General features: G+C 53.2%; 19 protein-coding genes. 3 read left to right on the forward strand and 16 right to left on the reverse strand.

The annotated features are described in order from the left end of the window. The 11 genes from eutG to maeB form a co-directional block, all read right to left on the reverse strand. Positions 1–1,177 (reverse strand): ethanolamine utilization ethanol dehydrogenase EutG (eutG, locus tag A1WG_RS18760; protein WP_016242529.1); only part of this gene is annotated, 1,177 nt, incomplete at its 3' end. Beyond that, positions 1,167–2,003 carry an ethanolamine utilization protein EutJ gene (gene eutJ, locus A1WG_RS18755; protein ID WP_001516846.1) on the reverse strand — a complete coding sequence of 279 codons (837 nt, stop codon included), beginning with the start codon at positions 2,001–2,003 and terminating at the stop codon, positions 1,167–1,169. The genes eutG and eutJ, both read right to left, overlap by 11 nt. Positions 2,004–2,013: 10 nt before the next feature. Next, the gene (locus tag A1WG_RS18750) at positions 2,014–3,417 is read right to left on the reverse strand and encodes an aldehyde dehydrogenase family protein (protein ID WP_001075670.1); all 1,404 of its coding nucleotides are present in this window, start codon (positions 3,415–3,417) and stop codon (positions 2,014–2,016) included. 11 nt (positions 3,418–3,428) lie between these two features. Then, the gene (gene eutN, locus A1WG_RS18745; protein WP_000762196.1) at positions 3,429–3,716 is read right to left on the reverse strand and encodes an ethanolamine utilization microcompartment protein EutN; all 288 of its coding nucleotides are present in this window, start codon (positions 3,714–3,716) and stop codon (positions 3,429–3,431) included. Positions 3,717–3,822: 106 nt separating this feature from the next. Then, positions 3,823–4,116 (reverse strand): ethanolamine utilization microcompartment protein EutM, encoded by a 294-nt coding sequence (gene eutM, locus A1WG_RS18740; RefSeq protein WP_000387719.1) that lies wholly within the window; start codon positions 4,114–4,116, stop codon positions 3,823–3,825. A 38-nt stretch (positions 4,117–4,154) separates the two neighbouring features. Next, positions 4,155–5,171, reverse strand: a complete 1,017-nt coding sequence (gene pta, locus A1WG_RS18735) for a phosphate acetyltransferase (protein ID WP_001516847.1) — start codon at positions 5,169–5,171, stop codon at positions 4,155–4,157. Beyond that, complete coding sequence (gene eutT / locus A1WG_RS18730; protein WP_000651314.1) at positions 5,168–5,971, reverse strand: ethanolamine utilization cob(I)yrinic acid a,c-diamide adenosyltransferase EutT; 804 nt, start codon at positions 5,969–5,971, stop codon at positions 5,168–5,170. Before eutT ends, pta begins: the two co-directional genes overlap by 4 nt. Then, positions 5,968–6,669, reverse strand: a complete 702-nt coding sequence (eutQ, locus tag A1WG_RS18725) for an ethanolamine utilization acetate kinase EutQ (RefSeq protein ID WP_001516848.1) — start codon at positions 6,667–6,669, stop codon at positions 5,968–5,970. Before eutQ ends, eutT begins: the two co-directional genes overlap by 4 nt. After that, positions 6,644–7,123 (reverse strand): ethanolamine utilization acetate kinase EutP, encoded by a 480-nt coding sequence (gene eutP, locus A1WG_RS18720; protein ID WP_001516849.1) that lies wholly within the window; start codon positions 7,121–7,123, stop codon positions 6,644–6,646. Before eutP ends, eutQ begins: the two co-directional genes overlap by 26 nt. Before the next feature lie 12 nt (positions 7,124–7,135). After that, positions 7,136–7,471: an ethanolamine utilization microcompartment protein EutS gene (gene eutS / locus A1WG_RS18715; protein ID WP_001516850.1), complete on the reverse strand. Its 336-nt coding sequence runs from the start codon at positions 7,469–7,471 to the stop codon at positions 7,136–7,138. 292 nt (positions 7,472–7,763) lie between these two features. After that, the gene (maeB, locus tag A1WG_RS18710) at positions 7,764–10,043 is read right to left on the reverse strand and encodes an NADP-dependent oxaloacetate-decarboxylating malate dehydrogenase (protein WP_000342663.1); all 2,280 of its coding nucleotides are present in this window, start codon (positions 10,041–10,043) and stop codon (positions 7,764–7,766) included. A gap of 285 nt (positions 10,044–10,328) precedes the next feature. On the opposite strand from maeB, the gene tal reads away from it, so the two are divergent. Together tal and tkt are read left to right on the forward strand one after the other, a co-directional pair. Next, on the forward strand, positions 10,329–11,279 hold the full coding sequence (gene tal, locus A1WG_RS18705) for a transaldolase (protein WP_001003730.1): 951 nt from the start codon (positions 10,329–10,331) through the stop codon (positions 11,277–11,279). Between the two features lie 19 nt (positions 11,280–11,298). Further along, positions 11,299–13,302 (forward strand): transketolase, encoded by a 2,004-nt coding sequence (gene tkt / locus A1WG_RS18700; RefSeq protein WP_001516851.1) that lies wholly within the window; start codon positions 11,299–11,301, stop codon positions 13,300–13,302. 100 nt (positions 13,303–13,402) lie between these two features. On the opposite strand, the gene A1WG_RS18695 is transcribed toward tkt, so the two are convergent. The 3 genes from A1WG_RS18695 to aegA all read right to left on the reverse strand — a co-directional run bounded on the left by A1WG_RS18695 (position 13,403) and on the right by aegA (position 17,194). Beyond that, a complete protein-coding gene (locus tag A1WG_RS18695) occupies positions 13,403–14,446 on the reverse strand; it encodes a DUF1176 domain-containing protein (protein ID WP_001516852.1) in 1,044 nt (347 codons plus the stop codon). A 125-nt stretch (positions 14,447–14,571) separates the two neighbouring features. Further along, entirely contained in the window at positions 14,572–15,147 is a 576-nt protein-coding gene (gene nudK, locus A1WG_RS18690) for a GDP-mannose pyrophosphatase NudK (protein WP_000193712.1), read from the reverse strand. Positions 15,148–15,214: 67 nt separating this feature from the next. Next, positions 15,215–17,194 carry a formate-dependent uric acid utilization protein AegA gene (gene aegA / locus A1WG_RS18685; protein WP_001516853.1) on the reverse strand — a complete coding sequence of 660 codons (1,980 nt, stop codon included), beginning with the start codon at positions 17,192–17,194 and terminating at the stop codon, positions 15,215–15,217. 205 nt (positions 17,195–17,399) lie between these two features. Here aegA and narQ point away from each other — a divergent pair, with 205 nt between their 5' ends. After that, complete coding sequence (gene narQ, locus A1WG_RS18680; protein WP_001516854.1) at positions 17,400–19,100, forward strand: nitrate/nitrite two-component system sensor histidine kinase NarQ; 1,701 nt, start codon at positions 17,400–17,402, stop codon at positions 19,098–19,100. A gap of 108 nt (positions 19,101–19,208) precedes the next feature. On the opposite strand, the gene A1WG_RS18675 is transcribed toward narQ, so the two are convergent. Both A1WG_RS18675 and A1WG_RS18670 read right to left on the reverse strand, forming a co-directional pair. Continuing rightward, positions 19,209–23,744, reverse strand: a complete 4,536-nt coding sequence (locus A1WG_RS18675; RefSeq protein ID WP_001516855.1) for an autotransporter outer membrane beta-barrel domain-containing protein — start codon at positions 23,742–23,744, stop codon at positions 19,209–19,211. A 3-nt stretch (positions 23,745–23,747) separates the two neighbouring features. Further along, positions 23,748–24,977, reverse strand: a complete 1,230-nt coding sequence (locus A1WG_RS18670; RefSeq protein ID WP_001516856.1) for an autotransporter strand-loop-strand O-heptosyltransferase — start codon at positions 24,975–24,977, stop codon at positions 23,748–23,750. Positions 24,978–25,771 lie beyond the last annotated feature (794 nt).

The following is a 25,771-nucleotide window of genomic DNA, read 5'->3' on the forward strand; positions in this document are numbered from 1 at the left end:
CTGCGTACAGGCTGACAATCTGCTCCAGGCTGGCGGTACGCGGGTTGCTACGCAGACAAATATCTTCCTGCGCGGCCTGCGCCCATGCATCGTAATGCGCAGATGTCGCACCAACATCGCCCAGCCGTTTACCAATCCCAACTTCCACAATCAGCTCACTTACCGCGTTAATAGCGTCACGATCGTCCGATTTTTTAGTTCGCAGCGCCCGACCAACCTGGCTAAAGCGTTCACGACAAACCATTCGGTTAAACTCCATCACCGTTGGCAGCAACATGGCGTTCGCCAGACCGTGCGGAATATGCAGCGCCGCACCCGACTGATGCGCCATCGCGTGACACAACCCAAGCCCCGCGCTGGAAAACGCCATTCCGGCCATACATGAAGCCAGCAACATGCTCTCGCGCGCAGCAAGGTCATGCCCGTAGCCCACCGCTTTCGGCAACGATTTACCGATCATCGCGATTGCGCCAATCGCCAGACTGTCGGTAAACGGTGTGGCGTTCAGCGCGCTGTACGCTTCAATGGCATGAGTTAACGCGTCGATACCGGTCATCGCCGTGACATGCGACGGCACGCCTTCGGTCAGCGCGGCGTCGAGAATGGCGACATCCGGCATCAGCGAAGCATGTGCTAATACCTGCTTGCGCCCGCTCACTGCGTCGATAATCACCGTCACGTTAGTGGTTTCAGAGCCGGTTCCGGCAGTCGTTGGAATGGCAATCAGCGGCAGGCGTGATTGCAGAACGCTGTTTTCTGACATCCCGGCCAGTGTGCTATCGGGGTTCGTCACCAGCAACGCAACGGCTTTCGCCGCATCCAGCACCGAGCCACCGCCAAACGCGATCACCCCATCGCAACCCGATTCACGCAGTTGCGCCACAGCCGCACAAACGTCAGTAATACACGGTTCGCCCACCGGACACGGCCAGAGCGTGATGGCAATTCCTTTGACGGCCAGACTACGCATAAGGCCAGCGGTCATCCCCGCCTGATGTAAAAAGCTGTCTGCCATTACAAACAGATGTTTCAGGCCACGGGTTTGCGCTTGTTGTCCACAACCGCTCACCGCGCCCAGACCGCTGAGCGTCACTGGCGGAACGCTAAATGTTTTTACCCGTTGCAGATTCAGGGTATCGAATGCCTGAAAGAGCGCCGTTTGCAATTCATTTTGCATAGATCCCCTCCGCTTTCTCTCGCCCGCTACTGGCTATCGCCAGCGGGGTCATAAACAAACTGTGCTGCGGTAAATGCACCTGTAATGCCGGGAATTGTTTGCGAAACAGTTCCGCCACGCCCGATTGCATACAGGAACCACCCGCCAGCCATAAATCAGTAATGCCCTGCCCTGCGATATGTCGGGCGACAATGTCCGCCATTTTTTCGTATACCGGCTTCACCGCAGGCCAAATTTCTTTGCCGTGACCGCGCTTGTAATGCTCCGCCTCTTCCAGCGGAATGCGACGATTTCCGGCGAGGGTCAGAGAGATATGATGTCCACCAGTCGCTTCATCTGCCGAGTAAGTCACTTTGCCCTGTTTCACAATGGCAATACCGGTGGTGCCACCGCCGATATCCACTACGCCAGCGTTGTCCAGTTGCAGCAGGTCTGCCACCACCGTTGGCTCATCCAGCACATGACTCACTTCCAGTCCGGCAGATTCCAGCACGTTGATGGAAATACGCGCATCCGTCCCCGGGGGAAATGACGTCGCCGCATGACTAAAACGGCGACCCAATTGCTGCTCAAGGGTGTCAAGATGGCGACGAACAATGGTGACTGCGCCGAAGAAATCCCAGACGATGCCGTCGCGGACCACATCGGCCCAGTCGAGGCATACCGCCACCGGCTGACCGTCGCAGTCGACGACCATCGACACCACATCGCAGGTGCCCAGATCCACCCCCAACCACAGCGGAGATTCCGTCGCCGCTGGCGTCTGGTTACACAACGTTGCCGCTGTTTGCAGACGTGGGGTGAGCCATTGTTCGTCGTGCGCCATCTGTTACTCCTTAAACAATGCGAAACGCATCGACTAATACACAGCGGCGCAGACGAACAAACGTCCGCGCGCTGGTTACCCCTTCACCGGTTGGCGTGGTGATGGTCATCGTGGTCCAGCCTTCTCCGCCCAGCCCCAGCCCGGCAATGCACGGCCCGTTCTTGACGAAAATGCTGGTATCAATGGCGTTTGCCATCTGGTTCATGTTGTCGATATTGCGCGAGTGCATTGCCGCCGTGTGGTGGCAACCACCTTCCAGTTTCACCGCCAGCGCAATGGCATCCGCCACGTTGGTGACGCGCACGACAGGCAACACCGGCATCATCAGCTCGGTAACGGCAAAGGGATGTTCTGCTGTGGTTTCCACAAACAGCAAACGCGTTTCTTGCGGGACGTTCAGGCCAATTGCTGCCGCGATTTTCGCCGCATCACGACCTACCCAGTCACGGCTGACGGTGCCTTTTCCGCGCTCGTCGATATTTTTCAGCAACACAGATTGCAGTTGCTGTGCCTGCTCTGCGGTCAGTTTCACCGCGTGCTGGCCTTCCATCAGGCGCATCAGTTCATCGGCTACGCTATCAACGACAATCAGTACCTTTTCATCGGCACAAATGATGTTGTTATCGAAAGAAGCGCCTTTGACGATGGACTGCGCGGCACGGGCGAGGTCGGCGGTTTCATCCACCACCACCGGCGGATTACCGGCACCTGCGGCAATCAGGCGTTTATTGGTGTGTTTGCGCGCTGCTTCCACTACCGCTTCGCCACCTGTCACCACCAAAAGGCCAATGCCCGGAAACCTGAACAAGCGTTGCGCGGTTTCGATATCCGGATTTGCCACGGTAACCAGTAAATTTTCTGGCCCGCCTGCGGCGACAATCGCCTGGTTGAGTAACGTAATCGCCCGCTGAGAGACTTTTTTCGCCGCCGGATGTGGGGCGAAAATGACGCTGTTGCCCGCGGCGATCAGGCTGATGGCGTTATTAATTACAGTTGCCGCCGGATTGGTTGACGGTGTCACCGAAGCCACCACGCCCCAGGGTGCGTTTTCAATCAAGGTCAGGCCGTTATCACCGGTCAGCACCTGCGGAGAAAGGCATTCAACACCCGGCGTACCGCGCGCCTGAGCGACGTTTTTGGCAAATTTATCTTCAACGCGACCCATGCCGGTTTCACTAACGGCAAGTTCCGCTAAATCTCTGGCGTGCTTTTCACCTGCTTCACGAATAGCAGCAATGGCTAACTGGCGCATCGCCACACTTTTTAACTCAGGTTGCGCCACTTTAGCAGCCGCAACGGCGTCATCCAGGGAAGCAAAAACGCCCATCTCATGAACGGCGGCGGGCGGTGTATCACTGCTTTGCATTTTCAGCAGCACCGCTTTCACCACCTGTTCAATATCCTGTTGATTCATGATGTTCTGCCTTATTTGTGGAAAATGACCTGACCGCCAGACACCACCTCATCGACAATGCCAATCACGCACAAGTCGACCGGCGATGTTTCGCTTTTATGCGCCTGGCGGGCGGAACTGCCACTCACCAGCAACACCCACTCTCCGGTTCCTGCGCCAATATTGTCGATAGCGACGGCACACTGCCCATCGGGATTTCCCTGTGGATCAATCATTTCCACCATCAGCAATTTGTCATGCGCCAGTCCGTGGTGGCGCACGGTGCAAACAATTTGCCCAGTGACGACAGCCAGTTTCATACCCGCCTCCGTGGCGTATTTCAGGTAAAAGCTCCCCCTACCCTCCGCAGAAGGTAAAATGAACAAGGAGAGAGCGTGACGCCCGAATCGACGTCACACAGGGTGATTACAGGTTGCTGCTGTCGCCTTTCAGGCCGATCGGGAAGACTTCTTCCAGGTCGCCGTGCGGACGCGGGATAACGTGTACGGATACCAGCTCGCCAATACGCTGTGCCGCTGCGGCACCGGCATCGGTCGCGGCTTTACAGGCAGCAACATCACCGCGAACCATTGCAGTCACCAGACCGCCACCAATCTGCTTAACACCAACCAGTTTGACGCGCGCGGCTTTCACCATCGCATCAGAAGCCTCAATCAGTGCAACCAGGCCCCGGGTTTCGATCATTCCTAATGCTTCCATTGTGTTTTCCTCTTTATAGGGGTCCAGAACGGGACCGTTCATTCAACCAGTGTGGGTAAACTGCTTTCGCGGTTCACTTTTGTCTGACGCGGTACGGCGGCCACCAGCGCCAGCTCGATAATTTCCTGCACGCTACAACCACGCGAGAGATCGTGCATCGGCGCGGCAAGTCCTTGCATCAATGGCCCGACGGCACGATATCCGCCAAGTCGTTGTGCGATTTTGTAGCCAATATTTCCCGCCTCTAGCGACGGAAAAACCATCACATTGGCGTTGCCCTGAAGCGGGCTGGCAGGCGCTTTTTGCGCTGCCACTTCCGGCACAAAGGCGGCGTCAAACTGCAACTCGCCATCCACTACCAGTTGTGGCGCGCGTTCACGGATTATTTCTGTCGCCTGCTGAACGTTAGCAACGCAGGGGTGGCGGGCGCTGCCGTTGCTGGAAAATGACAGCATCGCCACGCGCGGCTCTTCTCCGGTGATAGCCCGCCATGTTTCGGCGCTGGCAAGCGCGATATCAGCCAGTTGCGCCGCCGTTGGTTGCGGCACTACGCTGCAATCGGCAAAACCCAACGCCGGGCCGCTGTACTGCGGCAACATCAGGAAAATGGAGGAGAGCGTTTTACAGTCAGGTTGCAAACCAATAATGCGTAATCCGGCACGCAACACATTCGCCGTGGAAGAGAGATTGCCCGCGATACAGACATCCGCTTTACCGGCGCTAACCATCGCGGCGGCGAACATCAACGGGTCGGTGAGTTTTTCCAGCGCATCCGGCGGCGTTTTTTCTCCCGCACGGGTCAGCCAGCGCTGGGCAAATTCTTCCCGCATTGCGAGGTTGCCATGCGGATCAATGGCCTGTAGTCCATCCATCGCCACACCATGAGTGAACGCAAACTGGCGAAGTTCAAACGGACTGGCGACCAGAATGGGCGTCGCCAGGCCTTGCTGATGCAGATATTGCGCAGCTTTCAGCACACGCTGGTCTAACGCATCCGGAAAAACCACTCTGGCGGGCGCTCGCAACGCCAGTTCACGACAACGTTCAATAATCATTGCGTTTCCCCCAGTCGTTGTTGGATCTGTTTCACCGTTAGCGGCTGCTTCGTTACGCTCAAAATCATCATCACGTAAACCGTGCTGGAAAGGCGGTTCAGCGCCTGCAAGATGTCCGGACGCAGTACGTTAAAACTGCGGGTAATAAACACCTGCGCCGCGACGGTTTCGGTTTCCCGCACTTTGGTTCGCAGCAGGTTCAGCAACGCCGCATCGCGTCCGTGGCTGGCTTCCGGCACCAGATGATCGTGGTCGAGATAACGCAGCGGCTGGTGAGAAAGCCGATGCAGCTCTTCGTCAGAAAACCCGACAATCGCCTGATCGGCCAGCGGTTCCCCCAACGCATCGGCACGCATAATGTTGCCAAGACGCGAACGGATATCCGCCAGCCACGGCTGCCACGGTTCCGCCAGTTCAATTTGCAGCCAAACTGTCAGCGCAATGGTGCTGTCGAGGACAGCGCGAAAACCCAGGCGCGGATCGCTTTTAGCGACCATTTTTTCCGCCGACAGGTGAGTCAGCGTGTCAGGCTTTTTTGCCACCGGCTGGCGACACAGTTCGCAGCACGCTTGCGGATATTCATCGCTACTGGTCAACCCGTGAACACGCTGCGGCTGCTGCAGTTCATCGTCAACAAACAAACTCCCCTGCTCATCAATAAACTTGATGCGCAGATGGCGGCTTTCCAGCAACTCCCGGGCAGAGGGCGTCAGGCGACTGTCCGCAGGAAGATGGATCTCTGCGCCTTCGCTGAGCGTATGGTTTGCTCTTAGCCATGCTTCGGTGATGAAATCTTTCATAGGGATTGCCAGTTCGCCGGCCAGGCGACATACAGGAACTTCACGCTGGATGTCGTACCAAATTCGATGCTGGAACCTTTCGGGATAAACATCACATCGCCCGCTTTGGCGATCATGGTTTCGCCTTCGTGGCGAACATGCAGTTCCCCTTCCAGTACCATGTCGATTTCGTCGTAGTTCAGGGTCCACGGGAAGAAGGCGTTCTCCCACTGCATAAAACCGGCGGCCATGCTGCTGCCGTCGTCTCCGGTCACGAGATCAGTCAAGCCCACGCAGTGCGGTTGTGCGCCATCGAAACGACCAAATTTCACGCTGCCGCCATCAATCACTTTGATGCCGCCTTTGCCGGTTATCGATTTAAAGCTCGGCTGCATCGCGCCCTGCTCCAGCGACTGTTTTTCCTTCATCACTTTTTCCATCAGTTGCGCGACCAGGCTTTCGGTAAACTGGCCTTCCGGTAACTGGGCGATGATGGTTTCGCGGATGCGCTGGTTTTCGGTTTTATCGGCTGGCGCGCTGGCGGGAACGGATGCCGTTACCGGCGTCGATTCATCGCACTCGATGATGGTAACCCCCAGCAGGGCCGCCACTTCTCGCGCTTCCGGGGTAATAATGCTGGCACGCAGAACCACGGACATTGCCTGTTCGCCGCGTGAATGTGCTTCACGAATATCATTCGCTGTGATGAGTTTTTTCACCTGCTTCCTCCTGTTCGGTGAGAGATGCCAGATAATCCACCAGTTGCTGCACGCTTTGCGGGTCGTGGCTGTTTAGCGCGAAAATCGGATCTTCGAAGCCCGTCTCAAGCAATAGCTGTCGCGTAGCGGCGATGTCAGCATCTGGCATGTCCGTTTTACTGATGACGGCGATTTGCCGTTTAATAACGCCAATATCCAGCAACCCGACAGGTAATCGGCTTTCCGGGTCATTCGCGCCGTGGACATAGATCAGCATGTCCACATCCTGTAGCGTGGTAATTAAGGCGTGATACAGGCGGGGATGGCTAAAATATTCACCTGGAGTATCAATATCACCCTTATCATTAAATTCCACAGCCTGCGTTTTTCTGGCGAGAGCGTAATTCCCCTGCAAAGCATTAAAAAGCGTTGTTTTTCCTGCCCCGACGGCCCCCACAAACGCGATTCGTTTCATGAATGCCTCGTATTAACTTTTCGTCATTTCACACAGCGTATAATTTAATAAGCGCCCTAAACCGCTAACGGTTTGTAATAAAGCTTCTTCCACTGCGCCCACCGAGCCATAAATCACCAGAGCACCACTGAAGCGGTCGAGAAAACCAATGTGTACGTCGGCGGCTTTCAATGCTAAATCACCGGCAATCATCGCCGTTTCTCCGGGAGTTAGCGTCATAATGCCGATTGCACCTGCATCCGGAACACCGATTTTCTTCGCCAGTTCCTCGCCAGGGTGCGCAATGAGATGTGCCAGCGTGACCTGTTTCCCGGGCACAAATTCCTGAATGATGCGTTCTTTATTCATGAGTCGCCGCCTGTGAAAAACTTGCGGCTATCGTGACAATTTTTCGTCAGAGTAAATAACAAAATTCGGCAAGCGAGTTTGAAAGGTGAGGTAGATCACTAAGAATGGGGAGATATTTTATGTAATGCATAAATTTTCACGTGCAGCACATGAATATAATTAAATTGATAATTGATTTATTTTTATATGGCGTACTTTATTATTCGAAAAACCAGTAATAATCCCTTCTGATATATTGCGGTAAATCGCTTACCCCGAATAATTCAGGGTAAGCGTGATTTAACATTAAGAATTACAGCGGTTGAGTTTGCGCTTCAACCACGGCCAGCGCCACCATGTTAACGATACGACGCACTGACGCGATTGGCGTTAATACGTGAACCGGTTTTGCCACGCCCATCAGCACCGGGCCGACCGTCACACCTTCCGAGCTGGAAACGCGCAACAAGTTGTAACTAATGCGGGCGGCTTCCATGTTCGGCATCACCAGAATATTGGCGGAACCTTTCAAAGGGCTGTCCGGCATACGGTCGTTGCGAATCGCTTCTACCAGCGCCGCGTCACCATGCATTTCACCATCAATCATCAGTTCAGGAGCACGTTCTCTCACCAGCTCCAGCGCTTTACGCATCTTGCTTGACGACGGGCAGTCAGAAGAGCCGAAGTTGGAATGCGACAGCAGAGCAACGCGCGGCTCAATACCGAAACGACGGACCGTTTCTGCCGCCATCAAGGTGATCTCCGCCAGCTCTTCTGCATCTGGCTCATTATTGACGTAAGTATCAGCAATAAAGGTGTTACCACTCGGCAGCAGCAGCGCGTTCATTGCGCCAGCGGTGTGAACACCATCGCGATAGCCAAACACATTTTTCACCACGCTGAAGTGTTCGTGATATTCGCCCACCGTACCGCAGATCATTGCATCGGCTTCGCCACGCTGAACCATGATCGCGCCGATCACAGTCGGGTTGCTGATCAGAGCACGCTGCGCCTGTTCCTGAGTTACACCACGACGCTTCATGATCTGGAAGTATTCGCTCCAGTACTCTTTAAAGCGCGGATCGGATTCGTTATTGACGATCTCAAAATCAACGCCCGCTTTGATCTGCAAACCCAGTTTCTGAATGCGCATTTCGATCACATTTGGACGACCAATAAGAATTGGTTTTGCCAGTCCCAGCGTTACCAGTTCCTGAGTCGCGTGCAGAACGCGCGCCTCTTCCCCTTCAGGCAGGACAACGCGCTTCGGCGCTTTGCGAGCCTGGGAGAAAATCGGCTTCATAAACAGGTTGGTTTTGTAAACGAACTCGGTCAACTTGTCGATGTAGGCGTCAAAGTCAGCAATCGGGCGCGTCGCCACACCGGACTCCATTGCCGCTTTTGCCACCGCTGGCGCGATCTTGACGATCAGACGTGGATCGAACGGTTTAGGAATAATGTATTCCGGGCCAAAGCTCAGATCCTGATCGCCATAGGCAGAAGCAACCACTTCGCTCTGTTCCGCATGAGCCAGTTCAGCAATTGCGCGTACCGCTGCCAGTTTCATCTCTTCGTTGATGGCCGTTGCGCCAACGTCCAACGCGCCACGGAAGATGAACGGGAAGCAAAGCACGTTGTTGACCTGGTTCGGATAGTCGGAACGACCGGTACAGATGATGGCGTCCGGACGCACTTCTTTCGCCAGCGGCGGCAGAATTTCCGGTTCCGGGTTCGCCAGCGCCAGAATCATCGGCGCGCGAGCCATTTTCTTCACCATCTCCTGGGTCAGCACTTTCGGGCCGGAACAGCCGAGGAAAATATCCGCGCCTTCAATCACATCGTCGAGGGTACGTTTGCCGTCATCCACAACTGCATATGCCGCTTTGGTTTCCGCCATGTTCGGCTCGCGCCCCTGATAGATAACGCCTTTTGAGTCGCAAACTACGATGTTGTGTTTTTGCAGACCCAGCGCCACCAGCAGGTTCATACAGGCGATTGCCGCTGCACCTGCGCCAGAAACCACCATCCTTACGTCGGAGATATTTTTCTCCACCACGCGCAAGCCGTTGAGGATGGCGGCGGTGCTGATGATTGCCGTACCGTGCTGGTCGTCATGGAATACCGGAATGTTCATTCGCTGGCGCAGTTTCTGCTCAATGTAGAAACATTCTGGCGCTTTAATGTCTTCAAGGTTGATACCACCGAACGTCGGTTCGAGTGCGGCGACCACTTCAATAAATTTATCCGGGTCCAGCTCATCAACTTCGATGTCAAACACATCTATCCCGGCGAATTTCTTAAACAGAACGCCCTTGCCTTCCATTACCGGTTTGCCTGCCAGTGCTCCAATGTTACCGAGCCCCAGCACTGCCGTACCGTTAGAGATCACCGCCACCAGGTTACCGCGCGCTGTATATTTGTAGGCTTTTAACGGATCTTTTTCGATTTCAAGACAAGGCGCGGCGACGCCAGGCGAATAGGCCAGCGCCAGATCACGCTGCGTTGCCAGAGGTTTGGTCGGAGAAACCTGGATTTTCCCTGGGACTGGAAATTCATGGAAATCAAGTGCACTTTGTTTTAACTGGTCATCCATTTGGTTGTTCCTTTCACGTAACGTTCACAAAAATGTGTGGGTTGCTGCCTTCGCCCACAACGTGGCGCACATTATCACCTTGCCGGAGCTTTCAGACTTTGAGCAAGTCCAAACTCTCCACATCAAAATAATGTTTCGGTAATAATCCTATAACACTGATGTTACCTGCTTAATCCAGCAATACCATGCCTGTCTGCTATGCTTTTTTGATGCGTTTCGCGAAATTTGTCAGAAGTGTGAATTAACGCACTCATCTAACACTTTACTTTTCAAGGAGTATTTCCTATGAACGAGTTAGACGGCATCAAACAGTTCACCACGGTCGTGGCAGACAGTGGCGATATTGAGTCCATTCGTCACTACCATCCTCAGGATGCCACCACCAATCCTTCGCTGTTACTCAAGGCTGCCGGATTATCACAATATGAGCATTTAATAGACGATGCTATTGCCTGGGGTAAAAAAAACGGTCAAACCCAGGAACAACAAGTCGTCGCGGCCTGTGACAAACTGGCGGTCAATTTCGGTACAGAAATTCTCAAAATCGTACCCGGTCGTGTGTCGACAGAAGTTGATGCACGCCTCTCTTTTGATAAAGAAAAGAGTATTGAGAAAGCGCGCCATCTGGTGGATTTGTACCAGCAGCAGGGCGTTGAGAAGTCACGCATTCTGATCAAGTTGGCTTCGACATGGGAAGGAATTCGCGCGGCAGAAGAGCTGGAAAAAGAAGGTATTAATTGCAATCTGACGCTGCTGTTTTCCTTTGCTCAGGCACGAGCCTGCGCAGAAGCAGGCGTTTTTCTGATTTCACCGTTTGTGGGCCGTATTTATGACTGGTATCAGGCGCGCAAACCAATGGACCCATATGTGGTAGAAGAAGATCCGGGCGTCAAATCAGTACGCAATATCTACGACTACTATAAACAGCACCGTTACGAAACCATCGTGATGGGCGCAAGTTTCCGCCGTACCGAGCAAATCCTCGCTTTAACCGGTTGTGACCGTCTGACCATCGCGCCGAACTTGCTGAAAGAGTTGCAGGAAAAAGTCTCGCCGGTGGTACGTAAATTAATCCCGCCTTCTCAGCATTTCCCGCGCCCTACCCCTATGAGCGAAGCGGAATTTCGTTGGGAACACAATCAGGATGCGATGGCGGTAGAAAAACTGTCTGAAGGCATCCGCCTGTTCGCTGTCGATCAACGCAAACTGGAAGATCTTCTTGCCGCCAAACTGTAAACCAGCCACGGAGTGTTCTATGTCCCGAAAAGACCTTGCCAATGCGATTCGCGCGCTCAGTATGGATGCGGTGCAAAAAGCCAATTCTGGTCATCCCGGCGCGCCGATGGGCATGGCCGATATTGCCGAAGTGCTGTGGAACGATTTTCTTAAACATAACCCCACCGACCCGACCTGGTATGATCGCGACCGCTTTATTCTCTCTAACGGTCACGCATCGATGCTGCTCTACAGTTTGCTGCATCTGACCGGTTATGACCTGCCGCTGGAAGAGCTGAAGAACTTCCGTCAGCTACATTCAAAAACACCAGGTCACCCGGAGATTGGCTATACGCCGGGTGTGGAAACCACCACTGGGCCGCTGGGTCAGGGGCTGGCGAACGCAGTCGGACTGGCGATAGCAGAACGCACGCTGGCGGCGCAGTTTAACCAGCCGGATCATGAGATTGTCGATCACTTCACTTATGTGTTTATGGGTGATGGTTGCCTGATGGAAGGTATCTCCCATGAGGTCTGTTCACTGGCGGGAACGCTGGGACTCGGTAAGCTGATTGGTTTTTACGATCACAACGGGATTTCGATTGATGGTGAAACTGAAGGCTGGTTTACCGACGATACGGCAAAACGCTTTGAAGCCTATCACTGGCATGTTGTCCACGAAATCGACGGTCACGATCCGCAAGCGGTGAAGGAAGCTATTCTCGAAGCACAAAGCGTGAAAGATAAGCCGTCGCTGATTATCTGCCGCACGGTGATTGGCTTTGGCTCGCCTAATAAAGCGGGTAAAGAAGAGGCGCACGGCGCCCCACTGGGTGAAGAAGAAGTGGCGCTGGCACGGCAAAAACTGGGCTGGCATCATCCACCCTTTGAGATCCCCAAAGAAATTTACCACGCCTGGGATGCCCGCGAAAAAGGCGAAAAAGCGCAGCAGAGCTGGAATGAGAAGTTTGCCGCGTATAAAAAAGCCCATCCACAACTGGCAGAAGAGTTTACCCGCCGGATGAGTGGCGGTTTGCCGAAAGACTGGGAGAAAACGACTCAGAAATATATCAATGAGTTGCAGGCGAATCCGGCGAAAATCGCGACCCGCAAAGCCTCGCAAAATACGCTTAACGCTTACGGCCCAATGCTGCCGGAGCTGCTTGGTGGTTCAGCGGATCTGGCTCCCAGCAACCTCACCATCTGGAAAGGTTCTGTGTCGCTGAAGGAAGATCCAGCAGGGAATTATATTCACTACGGGGTGCGTGAATTTGGTATGACCGCTATCGCCAACGGCATCGCGCACCACGGTGGATTTGTACCGTATACCGCAACGTTCCTGATGTTTGTTGAATATGCCCGCAACGCCGCGCGTATGGCGGCACTGATGAAAGCGCGGCAGATTATGGTTTATACCCATGACTCGATTGGTCTGGGGGAAGATGGCCCGACGCACCAGGCGGTTGAGCAACTGGCCAGTTTGCGCTTAACGCCGAATTTCAGCACCTGGCGACCGTGCGATCAGGTAGAAGCGGCGGTGGGCTGGAAACTGGCGGTTGAGCGCCATAACGGACCGACGGCGCTGATCCTCTCCAGACAAAATCTGGCCCAGGTGGAACGCACTCCGGAGCAGGTGAAAGAGATTGCTCGTGGCGGTTATGTGTTGAAAGACAGCGGCGGCAAGCCGGATATTATCTTGATTGCTACCGGTTCAGAGATGGAGATTACCCTGCAAGCGGCAGAGAAACTGGCGGGCGAAGGACGCAATGTGCGCGTGGTTTCCTTACCCTCGACGGATATTTTTGACGCCCAGGATGAGGAATATCGTGAGTCGGTGCTGCCCTCAAACGTTTCTGCCCGCGTAGCGGTAGAAGCAGGTATTGCCGATTACTGGTACAAATATGTCGGTCTGAAAGGGGCGATTGTCGGAATGACGGGTTATGGCGAATCTGCTCCGGCGGATAAACTGTTCCCGTTCTTTGGCTTTACTGCCGAGAATATTGTGGCAAAAGCGCATAAGGTGCTTGGGGTAAAAGGCGTCTGATGCTGATTGCCGGATGCGACGCTGACGCGTCTTATCCGGCCTACCGCGTCTTATCCGGCCTGGCGCGTCTTATCAGGCTTACATGTTCCCGCCATGATGTTTAACGGGTGATCCACAACGTGGGCCAGGCGTCTGGTCCATGCCAGTTATCGCAGGTTGGCTCTGCGGCGTAACGCACCAGACGAAAGCGCTGGCCGTCAAAACGCCAGCGAGTCTGGATACCACAATCGCTTAACCCACGCCCTTTCGCTAACGTCACCAGTTCACGCGACTTTTCATCAAATGTCGCGTTCATCAACTCCAGTTCATTCGTCTCCTGACCGTTGTTGAACGGTAAGCGCAACCTTACCGGGCGCGATGCCAGCGGTTTTTTACGCGAAACGATCCACGCCAGATCAATGGTGTTATACGCGCCAGCCTCACAGCCAATCATCATTAATGCCTTGTCGTCGGTCAGCGCCGTGATGCTCACTTCACGACGCAACGGGTCAAGCGAACAACGCAGCCCCTTCATCCGCCAGTTACCGTAATCCAGCAAATCGTTACGTTCTTCAAGTGAGAGTGGCGTTGGCGTTGGATTCACTACTGCGACCTCTTTCAGTGCAGGCGCAGGCGGCACGCTAAGCGGCGGCTCATCCCCTTTCTTGATCCACGCGGTTTCACTACCAACGCGCTTTTGTTGGGCATCAATAAATATCAACGCCGCTTTTAAACCGCTCAAAGAAATGGTCTGCTCGCCGTCACGTAAGGTGATTGCCTTCCCATCCTGAACCCTCTTTAAAAACGCGGTGATGGTCGCCGTATCATCGGTCACTAATAACCACGGCGAAATTCGCCACTTATCTCCTATTAATGCCAGCGGCTTGCCATCTAATAGTAGTCGTGGCGCTATCTCCTCTTCCAACGCATCCGGTGATTTCAAACCACCACGCTCAATACGTAAAACGGCGTCGGTATGCGCCCCGGCACTGCGGCTAAGAGTCATCACCAACCCATTGTGATCGCCTGTGTTGCGCGCTACGCAGAAATTTTGATTATTACAAGTGACCTGCCAGTCGGAAAACGTCCGTTGCGCTGGTGCTGCCCACGCTAAAGACGTCGGCAACAAAGCGATAAACATGAGAAGGAAAATGCGATAGCGCATGGACGGTACGACCCCAGAAGTTCAAACAAACAGCACAAGTCGTATCTTCGTTGCGCAGATAGCGCGGCTCAATCGGATTTATCGGATTGAGCCAATAATAATCAGCGAAATATTATTGTTACTTTTCAGTCCATTAAATGTGACGCTTGCAAATAGTTAAGCAATAACACCGTCTTACCGTCACGTATCTCGCCAGTTTTGATCATCTCCAGCGCCTGGCTGAACGGCAGCTCGAGCACTTCAATATCTTCATCTTCTACGCCGCCACCCGCGTTAGCGCGCTGACTGTCACTGTATTCCGCGATAAAAAAGTGGATTAACTCGGTTACACCGCCAGGCGACATATACAGTTCAAATAATTTGCGTACTTCGCCAACTTCATAACCCGTCTCTTCAATCGCTTCTTTGCGAATACAGACTTCCGGTTCATCGTTATCCAGCAGCCCAGCACAGGTTTCAATCAACTGCCCACTTTCATTGCCATTAACCCAGGTGGCAACGCGGAACTGACGAATCAGCACCACGGTCTTTTTCTTCGCGTTGTACAGAAGGATCGTCGCGCCATTACCGCGATCATAAACCTCACGTTTATGGCGGATCACTTCGCCATCTTTGCGCGTAAGATCATAAGTAATGTTGTGCAGGGTGAAATAGTTATCGGAGAGAATTTTGTCTTTGATGAGGGTGATTTGTTGCGTCATACCGACTCCACAGCGCGAAATGAACTGTTATCTTACGCTGTGAAGTCGGGTTTGTCTGTGTATGAAATTAGTGAGATTTGACTGATTTTACCCCCAGCCAGTCAATAATTCCCTGCGCCGCATGACGCCCTTCCGCCATTGCGGTAACCACCAGATCCGCACCACGCACGGCGTCGCCACCGGCGAAGATTTTCGGGTTCGTCGTCTGGTAACGGTACTGGCTTTCAACGTCCGCCACAATACGGCCCCATTTATCCACATTGACACCGTGCGACTCCAGCCACGGCATCCCGTGCGGGTTAAAACCAAACGCCATAATCACCGCGTCGGCTGGCATGACAAATTCACTGCCTTCAACCGGCACCGGACGTCGACGTCCTTGTGCATCCGCTTCACCAAGACGCGTGCGCAGGAAACGAATTCCGCAAACGTGACCTTGTTCATTCAGCTCAAGCGCCACCGGCTGGACGTTAAATTCGAAGTTCGCTCCCTCTTCGCGGGCGTTTTTCACCTCTTTTTTCGAGCCAGGCATGTTAGCTTCGTCACGACGATAGGCACAGGTGACGTTACTCGCGCCGTGACGCAACGCGGTGCGCACACAGTCCATTGCGGTGTCGCCACCGCCCAGTACCACGACATTTAGTCCGGCGGTATTGATAAACGGCTCTTCCGGTAATTCTTCAAGCCCCATCACCTGTTTGGTGTTAGCAATGAGGAACGGCAGAGCGTCATAAACGCCCGGCGCATCTTCATTGGGTAAGCCCGCTTTCATGGAACGGTAAGTACCTACGCCAACGAAGACCGCATCATACTGTTCCAGCAACGCATCCAAAGAGACATCTTTGCCCACTTCACAATTGAGTTCGAAGTGAATTCCCATCGCGCTGAAGATTTCCCGACGACGCGCCAGCAGAGATTTATCCAGTTTAAAAGAAGGAATGCCAAAGGTGAGCAGGCCGCCGATTTCCGGATGGCGATCGTACACCGTCACCTCAACACCGTTACGCGTCAGGACATCCGCACAAGCCAGCCCCGCCGGCCCCGCGCCGATAATCGCCACCCGCTTGTCGACTTTGGTGACGTGGCTTAAGTCAGGCCGCCAGCCTTTCGCCAGCGCCTGATCCGAAATGTAGCGTTCAATGTTGCCGATGGTTACCGCGCCGTGTTCATCGCGAATGGTGCAAGCACCTTCACACAGGCGGTCTTGCGGGCAGACACGCCCGGTAATTTCTGGCAGGGTGTTGGTCTGGTGAGAAAGCTCGACCGCTGCGTCGATGTTTCCGGCTTTCACCAGTTCAATCCACTGTGGAATATGGTTATGCAGCGGGCAAGTCCATTCACAGACGCTGTGTTCACCGCACTTCAGGCAGCGCGAGGCTTCTCGCTGCGCCTGATCGGCACGAAACGGTAGATAAATCTCATCAAAGCCAGTTTTACGCGCTTCAATTGCCAGTTTATCCGGCTCGCCGCGCGCGGGCGTTGCCTGCATTTGCTCAACTTTACTCATCACCGGCATTTCTTGTGCCGTTGTACTGGCATGCCAGGGTTGATGTTCCTGACGAGCGGTGCGTAAGCGGCGGGATTTCGCCATGCCGGATAATGTGGAGTCGGTGACCAGTTGCAACGCATCCGCCGGGCAGTTTTCGACACAGGCGGGGCCGTTTTCTCGCCCTGCGCACAGGTCGCATTTATGCGCTGTAGCTTTCACTTTACCCGCAGCGACGGGGGTCAGGACGATTTGCATGGTGCCAAACGGACAGGCCACCACGCAGGATTTACAGCCAATGCACTTTTGTTGATTGACCTGAATACTGTCATCAACATGGCTGATCGCGCCATTGGGGCAGCTACGGGCACAGGGCGCATCTTCGCAGTGATGGCAGGTTACCGCACTACGCTGTTGCTGATGTTTAATAACCGTAATTCGGGGGTGAAAATGGTGTTGGCTCAAGACATGTTGTTCATCATTGTGAGCCATGACACAGGCGATTTCACAAGCATGACAACCCAGACATTGCTGACTGTTGGCCATAATAAAACGATTCATAACGACCTTCTTTTTTGGTTGTAAAAACCTTATTCTTTATATGAGTGTTGTTATTACCCGACTTACAGGGGAATCGGCAATATTCATTTGCCCAGGACAAGTAACTATTTCGCTATAAACTGTGGCAGATCAAATAATCTCATCGCTTATTAAATTGCGTTTCAGCGACCTGAAACATTAATTATTTTATGTGGAGAAGACGCGTGTGATTGTCAAACGACCCGTCTCGGCCAGTCTGGCCCGGGCCTTTTTTTACATTGTGCTGCTGTCGATCCTTTCCACTGGTATTGCTCTGCTAACTTTGGCGAGCAGTTTGCGCGATGCCGAAGCGATCAATATTGCCGGATCGCTACGTATGCAAAGTTATCGTTTGGGTTACGATCTGCAACGCGGCAGCCCGCAGCTCAATGCGCATCGCCAACTGTTCCAGCAGGCACTGCATTCACCGGTATTAACCAATCTCAACGTCTGGTATGTGCCAGAAGCGGTAAAAACTCGCTATGCGCATTTAAATGCCAACTGGCTGGAGATGAATAACCGGCTCATTAACGGCGATTTGCCGTGGTATCAGGCTAATATCAATAGTTATGTCAATCAGATAGACCTGTTCGTGCTGGCTTTGCAGCACTACGCTGAACGCAAAATGCTGCTGGTGGTGGCGATTTCTCTGGCTGGCGGCATCGGTATTTTCACGCTGGTCTTTTTTACTCTGCGCCGCATACGCCATCAGGTGGTTGCCCCTCTGAATCATCTGGTGACCGCCAGTCAGCGTATTGAACACGGGCAGTTCGACTCACCGCCACTGGATACCAGCCTGCCGAATGAACTGGGGCTGCTTGCAAAAACCTTTAACCAGATGTCGAGCGAGCTGCATAAGTTGTACCGCTCGCTGGAGGCGTCAGTAGAAGAAAAAACCCGCGATCTCCACGAAGCGAAGCGCCGTCTGGAAGTGCTGTACCAATGCTCGCAGGCGCTAAATACCAGCCAGATTGATGTACATTGTTTCCGTCATATTTTGCAGATTGTTCGCGACAATGAAGCGGCTGATTACCTGGAGCTTAACGTTGGTGAAAACTGGCGGATTAGCGAAGGAAAGCCAAACCCTGAACTGCCGATGCAAATTTTGCCGGTGACCATGCAAGAGACAGTGTATGGCGAACTACACTGGCAAAATAGTAACGTGTCAGCGTCAGAACCGCTGCTTAACAGCGTTTCGTCGATGCTGGGTCGTGGTTTGTACTTTAATCAGGCGCAGAAGCATTTTCAGCAGTTGCTGTTGATGGAAGAACGCGCAACCATCGCCCGCGAGTTGCACGACTCGCTGGCACAGGTGCTTTCTTACTTACGTATCCAGTTGACATTACTGAAGCGTTCGATACCGGAAAATAACGCCACCGCACAAAGTATCATGGCCGATTTTTCCCAGGCGTTGAATGATGCTTATCGGCAGTTGCGCGAGCTGTTGACCACTTTCCGTCTGACACTCCAGCAGGCGGATCTCCCCTCTGCGCTGCGTGAAATGCTGGATGCGTTGCAAAACCAAACCAGTGCCAGACTGACGCTCGACTGCCGTCTGCCAACCCTGGCGCTGGATGCACAAATGCAAGTGCATTTGTTGCAAATTATTCGCGAGGCGGTGCTGAATGCGATGAAGCACGCCAACGCCAGCGAAATTGCCGTCAGTTGCGTCACCGCGCCGGACGGCAATCACACGGTCTATATCCGTGATAACGGTATCGGCATCGGTGAACCGAAAGAACCCGAAGGTCATTATGGTCTGAATATCATGCGCGAGCGTGCAGAACGGCTGGGTGGTACGCTGACTTTTTCGCAACCTTCTGGCGGTGGCACGTTAGTGAGTATTAGCTTTCGCTCTGCGGAGGGTGAGGAAAGCCAGCTTATTTGACATCCATGCTCGAAATAAGCCGACTTTAAATAAGGCTCTACGACTGATATAAGCCTGATACATTTACTTACCCGGCGGCGAAACAACACCGGGTAAGCCCTCTGTATTTTACCAACTGTAACGCAGGTTCAGACTGCCATTAAGATCGTTATAGTTATGGCTTCCTGTCTCACCAACAACCTGGCCAGTAATACTCCACTGGCAGTCCTGGTTCACCTGAATCCCTACTTTCGCCTGCGCCCGGTTAGTCGGGCTATCCTGTTTCATCTCCGCGCCATCGAACGAAACTGAAACATCACCGCTAGTGTACAACCAGTTCACTTCGGCAAATGGTTGGATCATGGATGTTGCGTTCCTGTGCAATTTACCATCCACACGCAGCCCCAGACGGGTGGTCCAGCTATCACTATCCTGATCGTCAATACGAGTGCCGTTATTGTCGATAACGCTGTCAGCATCATACTTCTGCCAGGTCGCCTGCGCCTGTGGTATCAGGCTCACTGTATTCTGGTTACTCAGCGCAATATCGTGGCGGTAGCCCGTCTCCAGCGAGATGGCATGTGCCGTGGAGTCATAACCCTCAGAACCTACGTCACCGTTACTCACGCTGTTGTTGTAGAAGCCATACTGATACCAGCTATCGACATAAAACCCTTGATGGTTTTGCGCATCAGCAAACCAGGTCGCATATACTCCGAGATTGTAGCCATCAACATTACCTGTCGCGCTGAACCGACTGCCGTCCGCGCCACGATTACCCTCGCTGTCGGTGTCTGCGTTGATGTAACTGGCCATCACGCCGACTTTCAGACTCTGCCTGTCGTTATCCCACGCTAGGATATCGCCGCCCAACTGAAACTGCGAATAGTTGTTGTTGATATCAACATTGCCGTCAGCCGCCTGCGACCCGGCATTACCCGCCTTGAAACGCATCCAGACACTGCCATCTTCATTATGGTACTGACTACCTTCGCGATCGTACAACGTCTGCATTTGCAGGTTACGCACCATCCACTGGTTACCGAGGTAAGCGCCGATATCAGGGCGATATTGCGGCGTTACCGGGACATCGCCACTATCATCCGGTTCCGGTGGAACGGTGGATTGTGAGCGTAAATACCAGTCGCCTTCATCTTCATACAGACGGTATTCATACAGCCCAATCTGCACCTGGTTACCCTGGGTAAAGGCACCTTCTGACTGGCCGCCGACATCGATCACTTCAATACCATTTTTCGTCTGTGCGCCTTTACCATTGACGTTAGCAACATAGACCGTCGTGTTACCCGAAGTATCACCGGAGATGACCAGTTTATCGGTTGGTGAACTGTCGTCGCCCAGTTGCGTGTTGAAATACAGATTACCGTTGTCGCCAGTGTAGTTACCGTTGATGGTTAGTGTGTTGCCCGTTTCGCCTTCATGGCTCATAGCAATCTTGCCACTGTTGTAGACATCGCCGTTCACTACGCCGCTGCCGCCGAAAGTGGCACCAGAGTCAACATTTACAGCCCCCTGGCCAGACGCATCCGGCACGCCAATTACTCCGGTATCCGTCAGCCACAATGTGCCTTCGGTGACGCGAGTTTCACCGCTGTAAGTGTTAGCAGTGTTCAGGATCAACGTGCCGTCACCCGCTTTGGTCAGCGTTTTGCCATCCCAGCCAGTCACGCTGTTCGGGTCGACATCCGCCAGCACCGTATTCAGCGTAAAGCTGCCATCGGGATCGCTGAGGGTAAAGATGCCGTGCGCATCCGTCGCCGCATTATTTTCATCCGCATACCAGGAGAGTGACGCCGTCAGTTCGTATTGCGAGTTATCGGCGGGTACTACACGACTGTCAACCGTCAGGAAATCCGTTTCTTTGGCTTCGATTCCGGCGACGGTCAGGTCGTCAAAGTCCCCACTAATGGCGCTGTCGGCATCGATCAGCGTGAAGGCGTAAGGGGCATGGGTAAGCGGATCCTGAATATTGCCAATCCCGGTGATATTCAGCGTGCCGTTCAGGCTGACGCTGTCGGCGGTAATGATTGGGCTACTGGCATCCGCGCCTAAATCAATGCTCAGCACGCTGCCCTCCTGCTGGTCAAGCACGGTCGTACTGAGCGTTGCGCTCGCCGCCAGCGAGGTGGTGCCGCCGCTAAACGTCGTCAGGTTCGCCAGTACATATTCTCCCGCCGCATTCAGATTCAGCATGGCGTAGTTATCTACGTCGCCCATCCCCAGCGCACCAACGTCACTGGCATTCAGCGTGCCTTCGGCAATCAGCGTGCCGCCGCTGTAAGTGTTGGCATGCGCAATGGTGATGGCGTTAGCGCCCTGTTTCACCACTTTACCCGCGTTCATCTCGACGAGTTGCTCGCCGTCGTAGTTGTAGTAGTCGCTAATCACGTTGCCGCTGTTCAGCGCCCAGTCTTCAGTGCCGCCGAGATACAGGGTTCCGCCATCAACGACATTACCCGTGCCAAGCGCGGAAGCATCAGCCACCCGGAAACTGGCATAATTACGGAGGGTCCAGGAGCCGCTAAACCCGCTATTGTCACCGCTGAGGGTGGTATCGCCTGTGCTCCAGACATCGCCGCTGCCGCTGATGTTGTTATCCAGAGTACCGGATGCGGATTCAATGAGCAGCAGGCCATCAGCCACAATACGCCCACTGCCAAGTTCCAGGGTTTGAGCCTCCACCACGGCATACTGCTCAATGTCGATAGTCGCACTCAGTCCGCTGAGATCGCTCGTCTGCCCGATAATAAGATCGCCGTACACATCCAGCAGGCCGCCGCCGGTCACGATGCCGTTAAACCAGGAGGTCATATAGCTGTCGCCTCCCAGAGTCAATTTACCTCCGTCCAGATCCAGCGTGCTCCCGACATCGCCATATACGTACTCAAGGTTCTGGCTCATGCCATCCAGGTCAAAGGTGGAGCCAGATTCCAGCTCCAGCCCCCCCCCTTCACCCAGCGAGTTATCGACTCCGGCAATCAGGGTGCCACCGTTAACGAGCGTGTTGCCGCTGTAAGTATTCGCCGCCTTCAGGATAAGCGTGCCGTCACCCGCTTTGGTCAGCGTTGAACCATCCCAGCGAGTGGCGTCGTTCGGGGCAACATCGGCCAGTATGGTGTTCAGCGTAAAGCTGCCATCGGGATCGCTCAGGGTGAAGGTTCCGTGAGCATCTGTGACCGCACTGTTTTCATCTGCGTACCAGGACAGCGAGGTGGCGAGCTCGTACTGCGAGTTATCCGTGGGGTTAATACGACCCGCGACCGTCAGGAAGTCGATCGCTCTCGTCTTCATTCCGGCGATGGTCAGGTCGTCAAAGTCGCCGTTGATGGTGCCATCGGTGTCGATCAGCGTGAAGGTGTAGGGATCATGGCTGAGCGGCTCCTGAATATTACCCACCCCAGTAATATTCAGCGTACCGTCCAGCGAGGCGCTGTCGGCGGTGATGATTGGGCTACTGGCGTCTTCCCCAAGGTTGATATTCAGAACGCTGCCATCCTGCTGGGTGAATACGCCGGTGTTAAGCGTTGAACCCGCCGCCAGCGTGGTGGTGCCGCCGCTAAATGTCGTCAGGTTCGCCAGCACGTATTCTCCCGCCGCATTCAGGTTCAGCATGGCGTAGTTATCCACGTCGCCCATCCCCAGCGCACCAACGTCACTGGCATTCAGCGTGCCTTCGGCAATTAGCGTGCCGCCGCTGTAAGTGTTGGCGTGCGCAATGGTGATGATATTAGCGTCCTGTTTCACCACTTTACCCGCGTTTATCTCGACGTGTTGCTCGCCGTCGTAGTTGTAGTAGTCACTAATCACGTTGCCGCTGTTCAGCGCCCAGTCTTCAGTGCCACCGAGATACAGAGTGCCGCCATCAACAACATTACCTGTACCCAACACCGGGACATCCGCCACGGTAAGGCTGCTGTCCCTGTCGATGGTCCAGGTGCCGCCAAAATCGCCGTTTTCGCCGCTGATGGTGAGCGCGCTTATCGCCCAGATATCGCCACTGCCGCTGAGGTTGTTACTCAGATCGCCGGCGGATGCATCCATGTATAACACGCCGTCAACCACAATGCTCCCGGTGCCGAGAGCCGCATTCCAGGTATGTACCTCAGCATTCTGCTCGATATCGATTGTCGCACTCAGCCCGCTGAGATCGCTTTCCTCATAAATATCCAGTGAACCATAGATATCCAGCAAACCACTGCCGGTAACTATCCCCGATATTCTGGAACTGTAGCCGCTGTCGCGTCCGAGAGTCAGCTCGCCGCCATCAAGGTTCAGCGTGCTGCCGACATCGCTGTACAGATAATCGAAACTCTGGCTCATACCATTCAGGTCAAAGGTCGCGCCTGACGCCAGCTCCAGCCCGCCGCCGCTCCCCAGAGTATTACCCGTTCCAACAACCAGGAGGCTACCGTTAACATAGGTGTTATGCTGCGAGCCTTTTTCCCCTGCCTCCCCCGCGACCGTTTCATCCGTCACGTCTGGCGTAAACACCGCTTGCGCATCAAGCGGGCTTAACGCCAACAATACCATTGTCGCCACCGTCTTCACCTGCGTTTTCATCCGGCTGTCGCCACGCGAAAATTCGGAGGCGACGACATACATATTTCGTGCCACACTCCAGACAATGTTATGGGTTTTATTCATGAATTAGTCCTTTAGGCTAAGGGCGGCGCGTTCGTCGCTTAGGGTTTGATGAAGCTGGCGGATAATGCGGTTAACTTGCTGACCAGTTATGAGTCGAGAGCATTCGTACTGTCGGTCAGTGCCCTTGTGCCGCGGACACCACAAAAAATCTTCCTGGTCAAAATCGATGCTTACGTCATCCCAGCAGCCGTGGCAGCCGTGTGAGTTGAATACCCGCCACGGGGTATAGAACTCGCTTTGCGGATCGGTAAAACCACTAATCAACACCACCGGGATGTGACACCCCCACGCCAGCCAACTCAGGCCACTGCTCAGACCGACAAAAAAGTCCGCGTGGCGCAGGAGATCTACCCGCTGTTGTAACGGCAGCGCACCGGTAAAATCCTCCGCCCCGTGGGGAATGTGATTCCAGACAAAACCAGAGCCGTAGTGTGCTTCCTTATCAATACACAGCACCCGATAGCCCAACGTTTTCAGCTCTGCCACCACCTCCGACCAGCCATAACCATTGTTCCAGTATTTCGCCTGGCAAGAGGACTGGGTGGCGATACAAACGTAGGGGTCATCAATGACGCGCGATGCGTCGAGCTTCAGCCGGGGAGGTTCTTCTTGCGGCGGGACACCGAGGATATAGCCTGCAATGCGGGTAAAACCGACCTGACGGAAATCCAGCGGCTGATGGGTGTCGTTACCTTCGAAGTACAACCCTATGCGGTAGCTGGCGTAGGGGTTATGGGTTTTAATGGTTTCGCGGGTGGAGAACTGTATTTCAGGGTACTGTTCGTGGAGCAGTTCGATAATTTCTGCTCCCATCACGCACTCCAGTTGACACTGATGCTGCTGGCGAAAACGTTCGGCATATGGAAACCAGCCAAGGAGATCGCCTAACGTTCCGGTGGGGAAATGAATAATGACAGACTTGTCTCGCAGATCCTGCTCGACATCCAGCACCGGCGTGGATTCATCCGCCTTAAAAACCTGAATACGAAAATCAACAAAGTACTTTTTACCGCTCAATACCCAGCCTTCACTGGACTGACAGGTAAATAAAACATTGCCGGAAGCGTCGTCGATTAAATTAACCAGCCAGTTACCCGGAGGGAGTTTGATGCGCGCACCATCGTTGAAATCGTAGCGAATGCCGTGCAGGGATTTTTGAGTGGGAACATAAGGCGCATTAGCAAAAGATTGCTGCAACGCTTTAGTACCTACAAGGGTATCATCATTACTCACTGTAAAATTCCTTTTTAATTAAAGTTCAATAAAGCGCCTTATTTTGAGGAAAGAAACAAACTCACCGATTATGATTTTCACAACAGAGAACTTTTTATCCCAATGCTCTGGTAATAAACACATATTGCGCGCAATATAATTTAATAAAATTTGGCGCAATACCCCCCTTACCCATAACAAGTATTGAAAAACATCCAAAAACATTCATCAGAGTAAAGTTTTTTTATTTTTGGCGATAACACGCCACCGTTGCTGATATTTAACCAACAACGTAAAATCATTATTATCGACAAGTTAGTGATTAATCACTTCCATATTACATCTTCATCTACCGTTCACTAGTTAATAGTGGACTACTGTTAGCCTGCCTGAAACAAGGTGCCCAAACAGTCTTTAAAACGTTTCGCATCAATAAAAAAATATCAATAAAATCAATTAATTACACTAAATAAACATAAACACATGTAATGCAAAAGTTAATAAAAAACCATTGCAAACCATGCCAATATATTTTATTGACAATAGTTCATCCGGAGCGACACACCCTCCATGAAATAGATATTAAAAATAGTGACAGTTTATTTAAATAAAGTCATATAGTTTTTATAGATCGATAAATGAAAATCGATCTATAAAACAGATCGATCCATATGAAGAATAGTTCACGGTGTACCTACCAAGATGATTAAAATACTTTCTCAGAAAGCTAAGAATATTTACCACATCACTTAGCATATGATTTTCAACCAAAAAAATGGTCTTCTCATTTTAAGAACCATAGAGGAAAAAGATAC

It is taken from the genome of Escherichia sp. KTE96 (genome assembly GCF_000408525.1).
Taxonomy (GTDB): Bacteria; Pseudomonadota; Gammaproteobacteria; order Enterobacterales; family Enterobacteriaceae; genus Escherichia; species Escherichia marmotae.

Bases quoted from the DNA above. Each gene is read 5' to 3' on its own strand.
- eutJ (WP_001516846.1), bottom strand. From the start codon at position 2,003: ATGGCGCACGACGAACAATGGCTCACCCCACGTCTGCAAACAGCGGCA.
- maeB (WP_000342663.1), bottom strand. From the start codon at position 10,043: ATGGATGACCAGTTAAAACAAAGTGCACTTGATTTCCATGAATTTCCA.
- eutP (WP_001516849.1), bottom strand. From the start codon at position 7,123: ATGAAACGAATCGCGTTTGTGGGGGCCGTCGGGGCAGGAAAAACAACG.
- A1WG_RS18750 (WP_001075670.1), bottom strand. From the start codon at position 3,417: ATGAATCAACAGGATATTGAACAGGTGGTGAAAGCGGTGCTGCTGAAA.
- nudK (WP_000193712.1), bottom strand. From the start codon at position 15,147: ATGACGCAACAAATCACCCTCATCAAAGACAAAATTCTCTCCGATAAC.
- eutN (WP_000762196.1), bottom strand. From the start codon at position 3,716: ATGAAACTGGCTGTCGTCACTGGGCAAATTGTTTGCACCGTGCGCCAC.
- eutS (WP_001516850.1), bottom strand. From the start codon at position 7,471: ATGAATAAAGAACGCATCATTCAGGAATTTGTGCCCGGGAAACAGGTC.
- A1WG_RS18695 (WP_001516852.1), bottom strand. From the start codon at position 14,446: ATGCGCTATCGCATTTTCCTTCTCATGTTTATCGCTTTGTTGCCGACG.
- tkt (WP_001516851.1), top strand. From the start codon at position 11,299: ATGTCCCGAAAAGACCTTGCCAATGCGATTCGCGCGCTCAGTATGGAT.
- aegA (WP_001516853.1), bottom strand. From the start codon at position 17,194: ATGAATCGTTTTATTATGGCCAACAGTCAGCAATGTCTGGGTTGTCAT.
- A1WG_RS18675 (WP_001516855.1), bottom strand. From the start codon at position 23,744: ATGAATAAAACCCATAACATTGTCTGGAGTGTGGCACGAAATATGTAT.
- pta (WP_001516847.1), bottom strand. From the start codon at position 5,171: ATGATTATTGAACGTTGTCGTGAACTGGCGTTGCGAGCGCCCGCCAGA.
- eutM (WP_000387719.1), bottom strand. From the start codon at position 4,116: ATGGAAGCATTAGGAATGATCGAAACCCGGGGCCTGGTTGCACTGATT.
- eutT (WP_000651314.1), bottom strand. From the start codon at position 5,971: ATGAAAGATTTCATCACCGAAGCATGGCTAAGAGCAAACCATACGCTC.
- tal (WP_001003730.1), top strand. From the start codon at position 10,329: ATGAACGAGTTAGACGGCATCAAACAGTTCACCACGGTCGTGGCAGAC.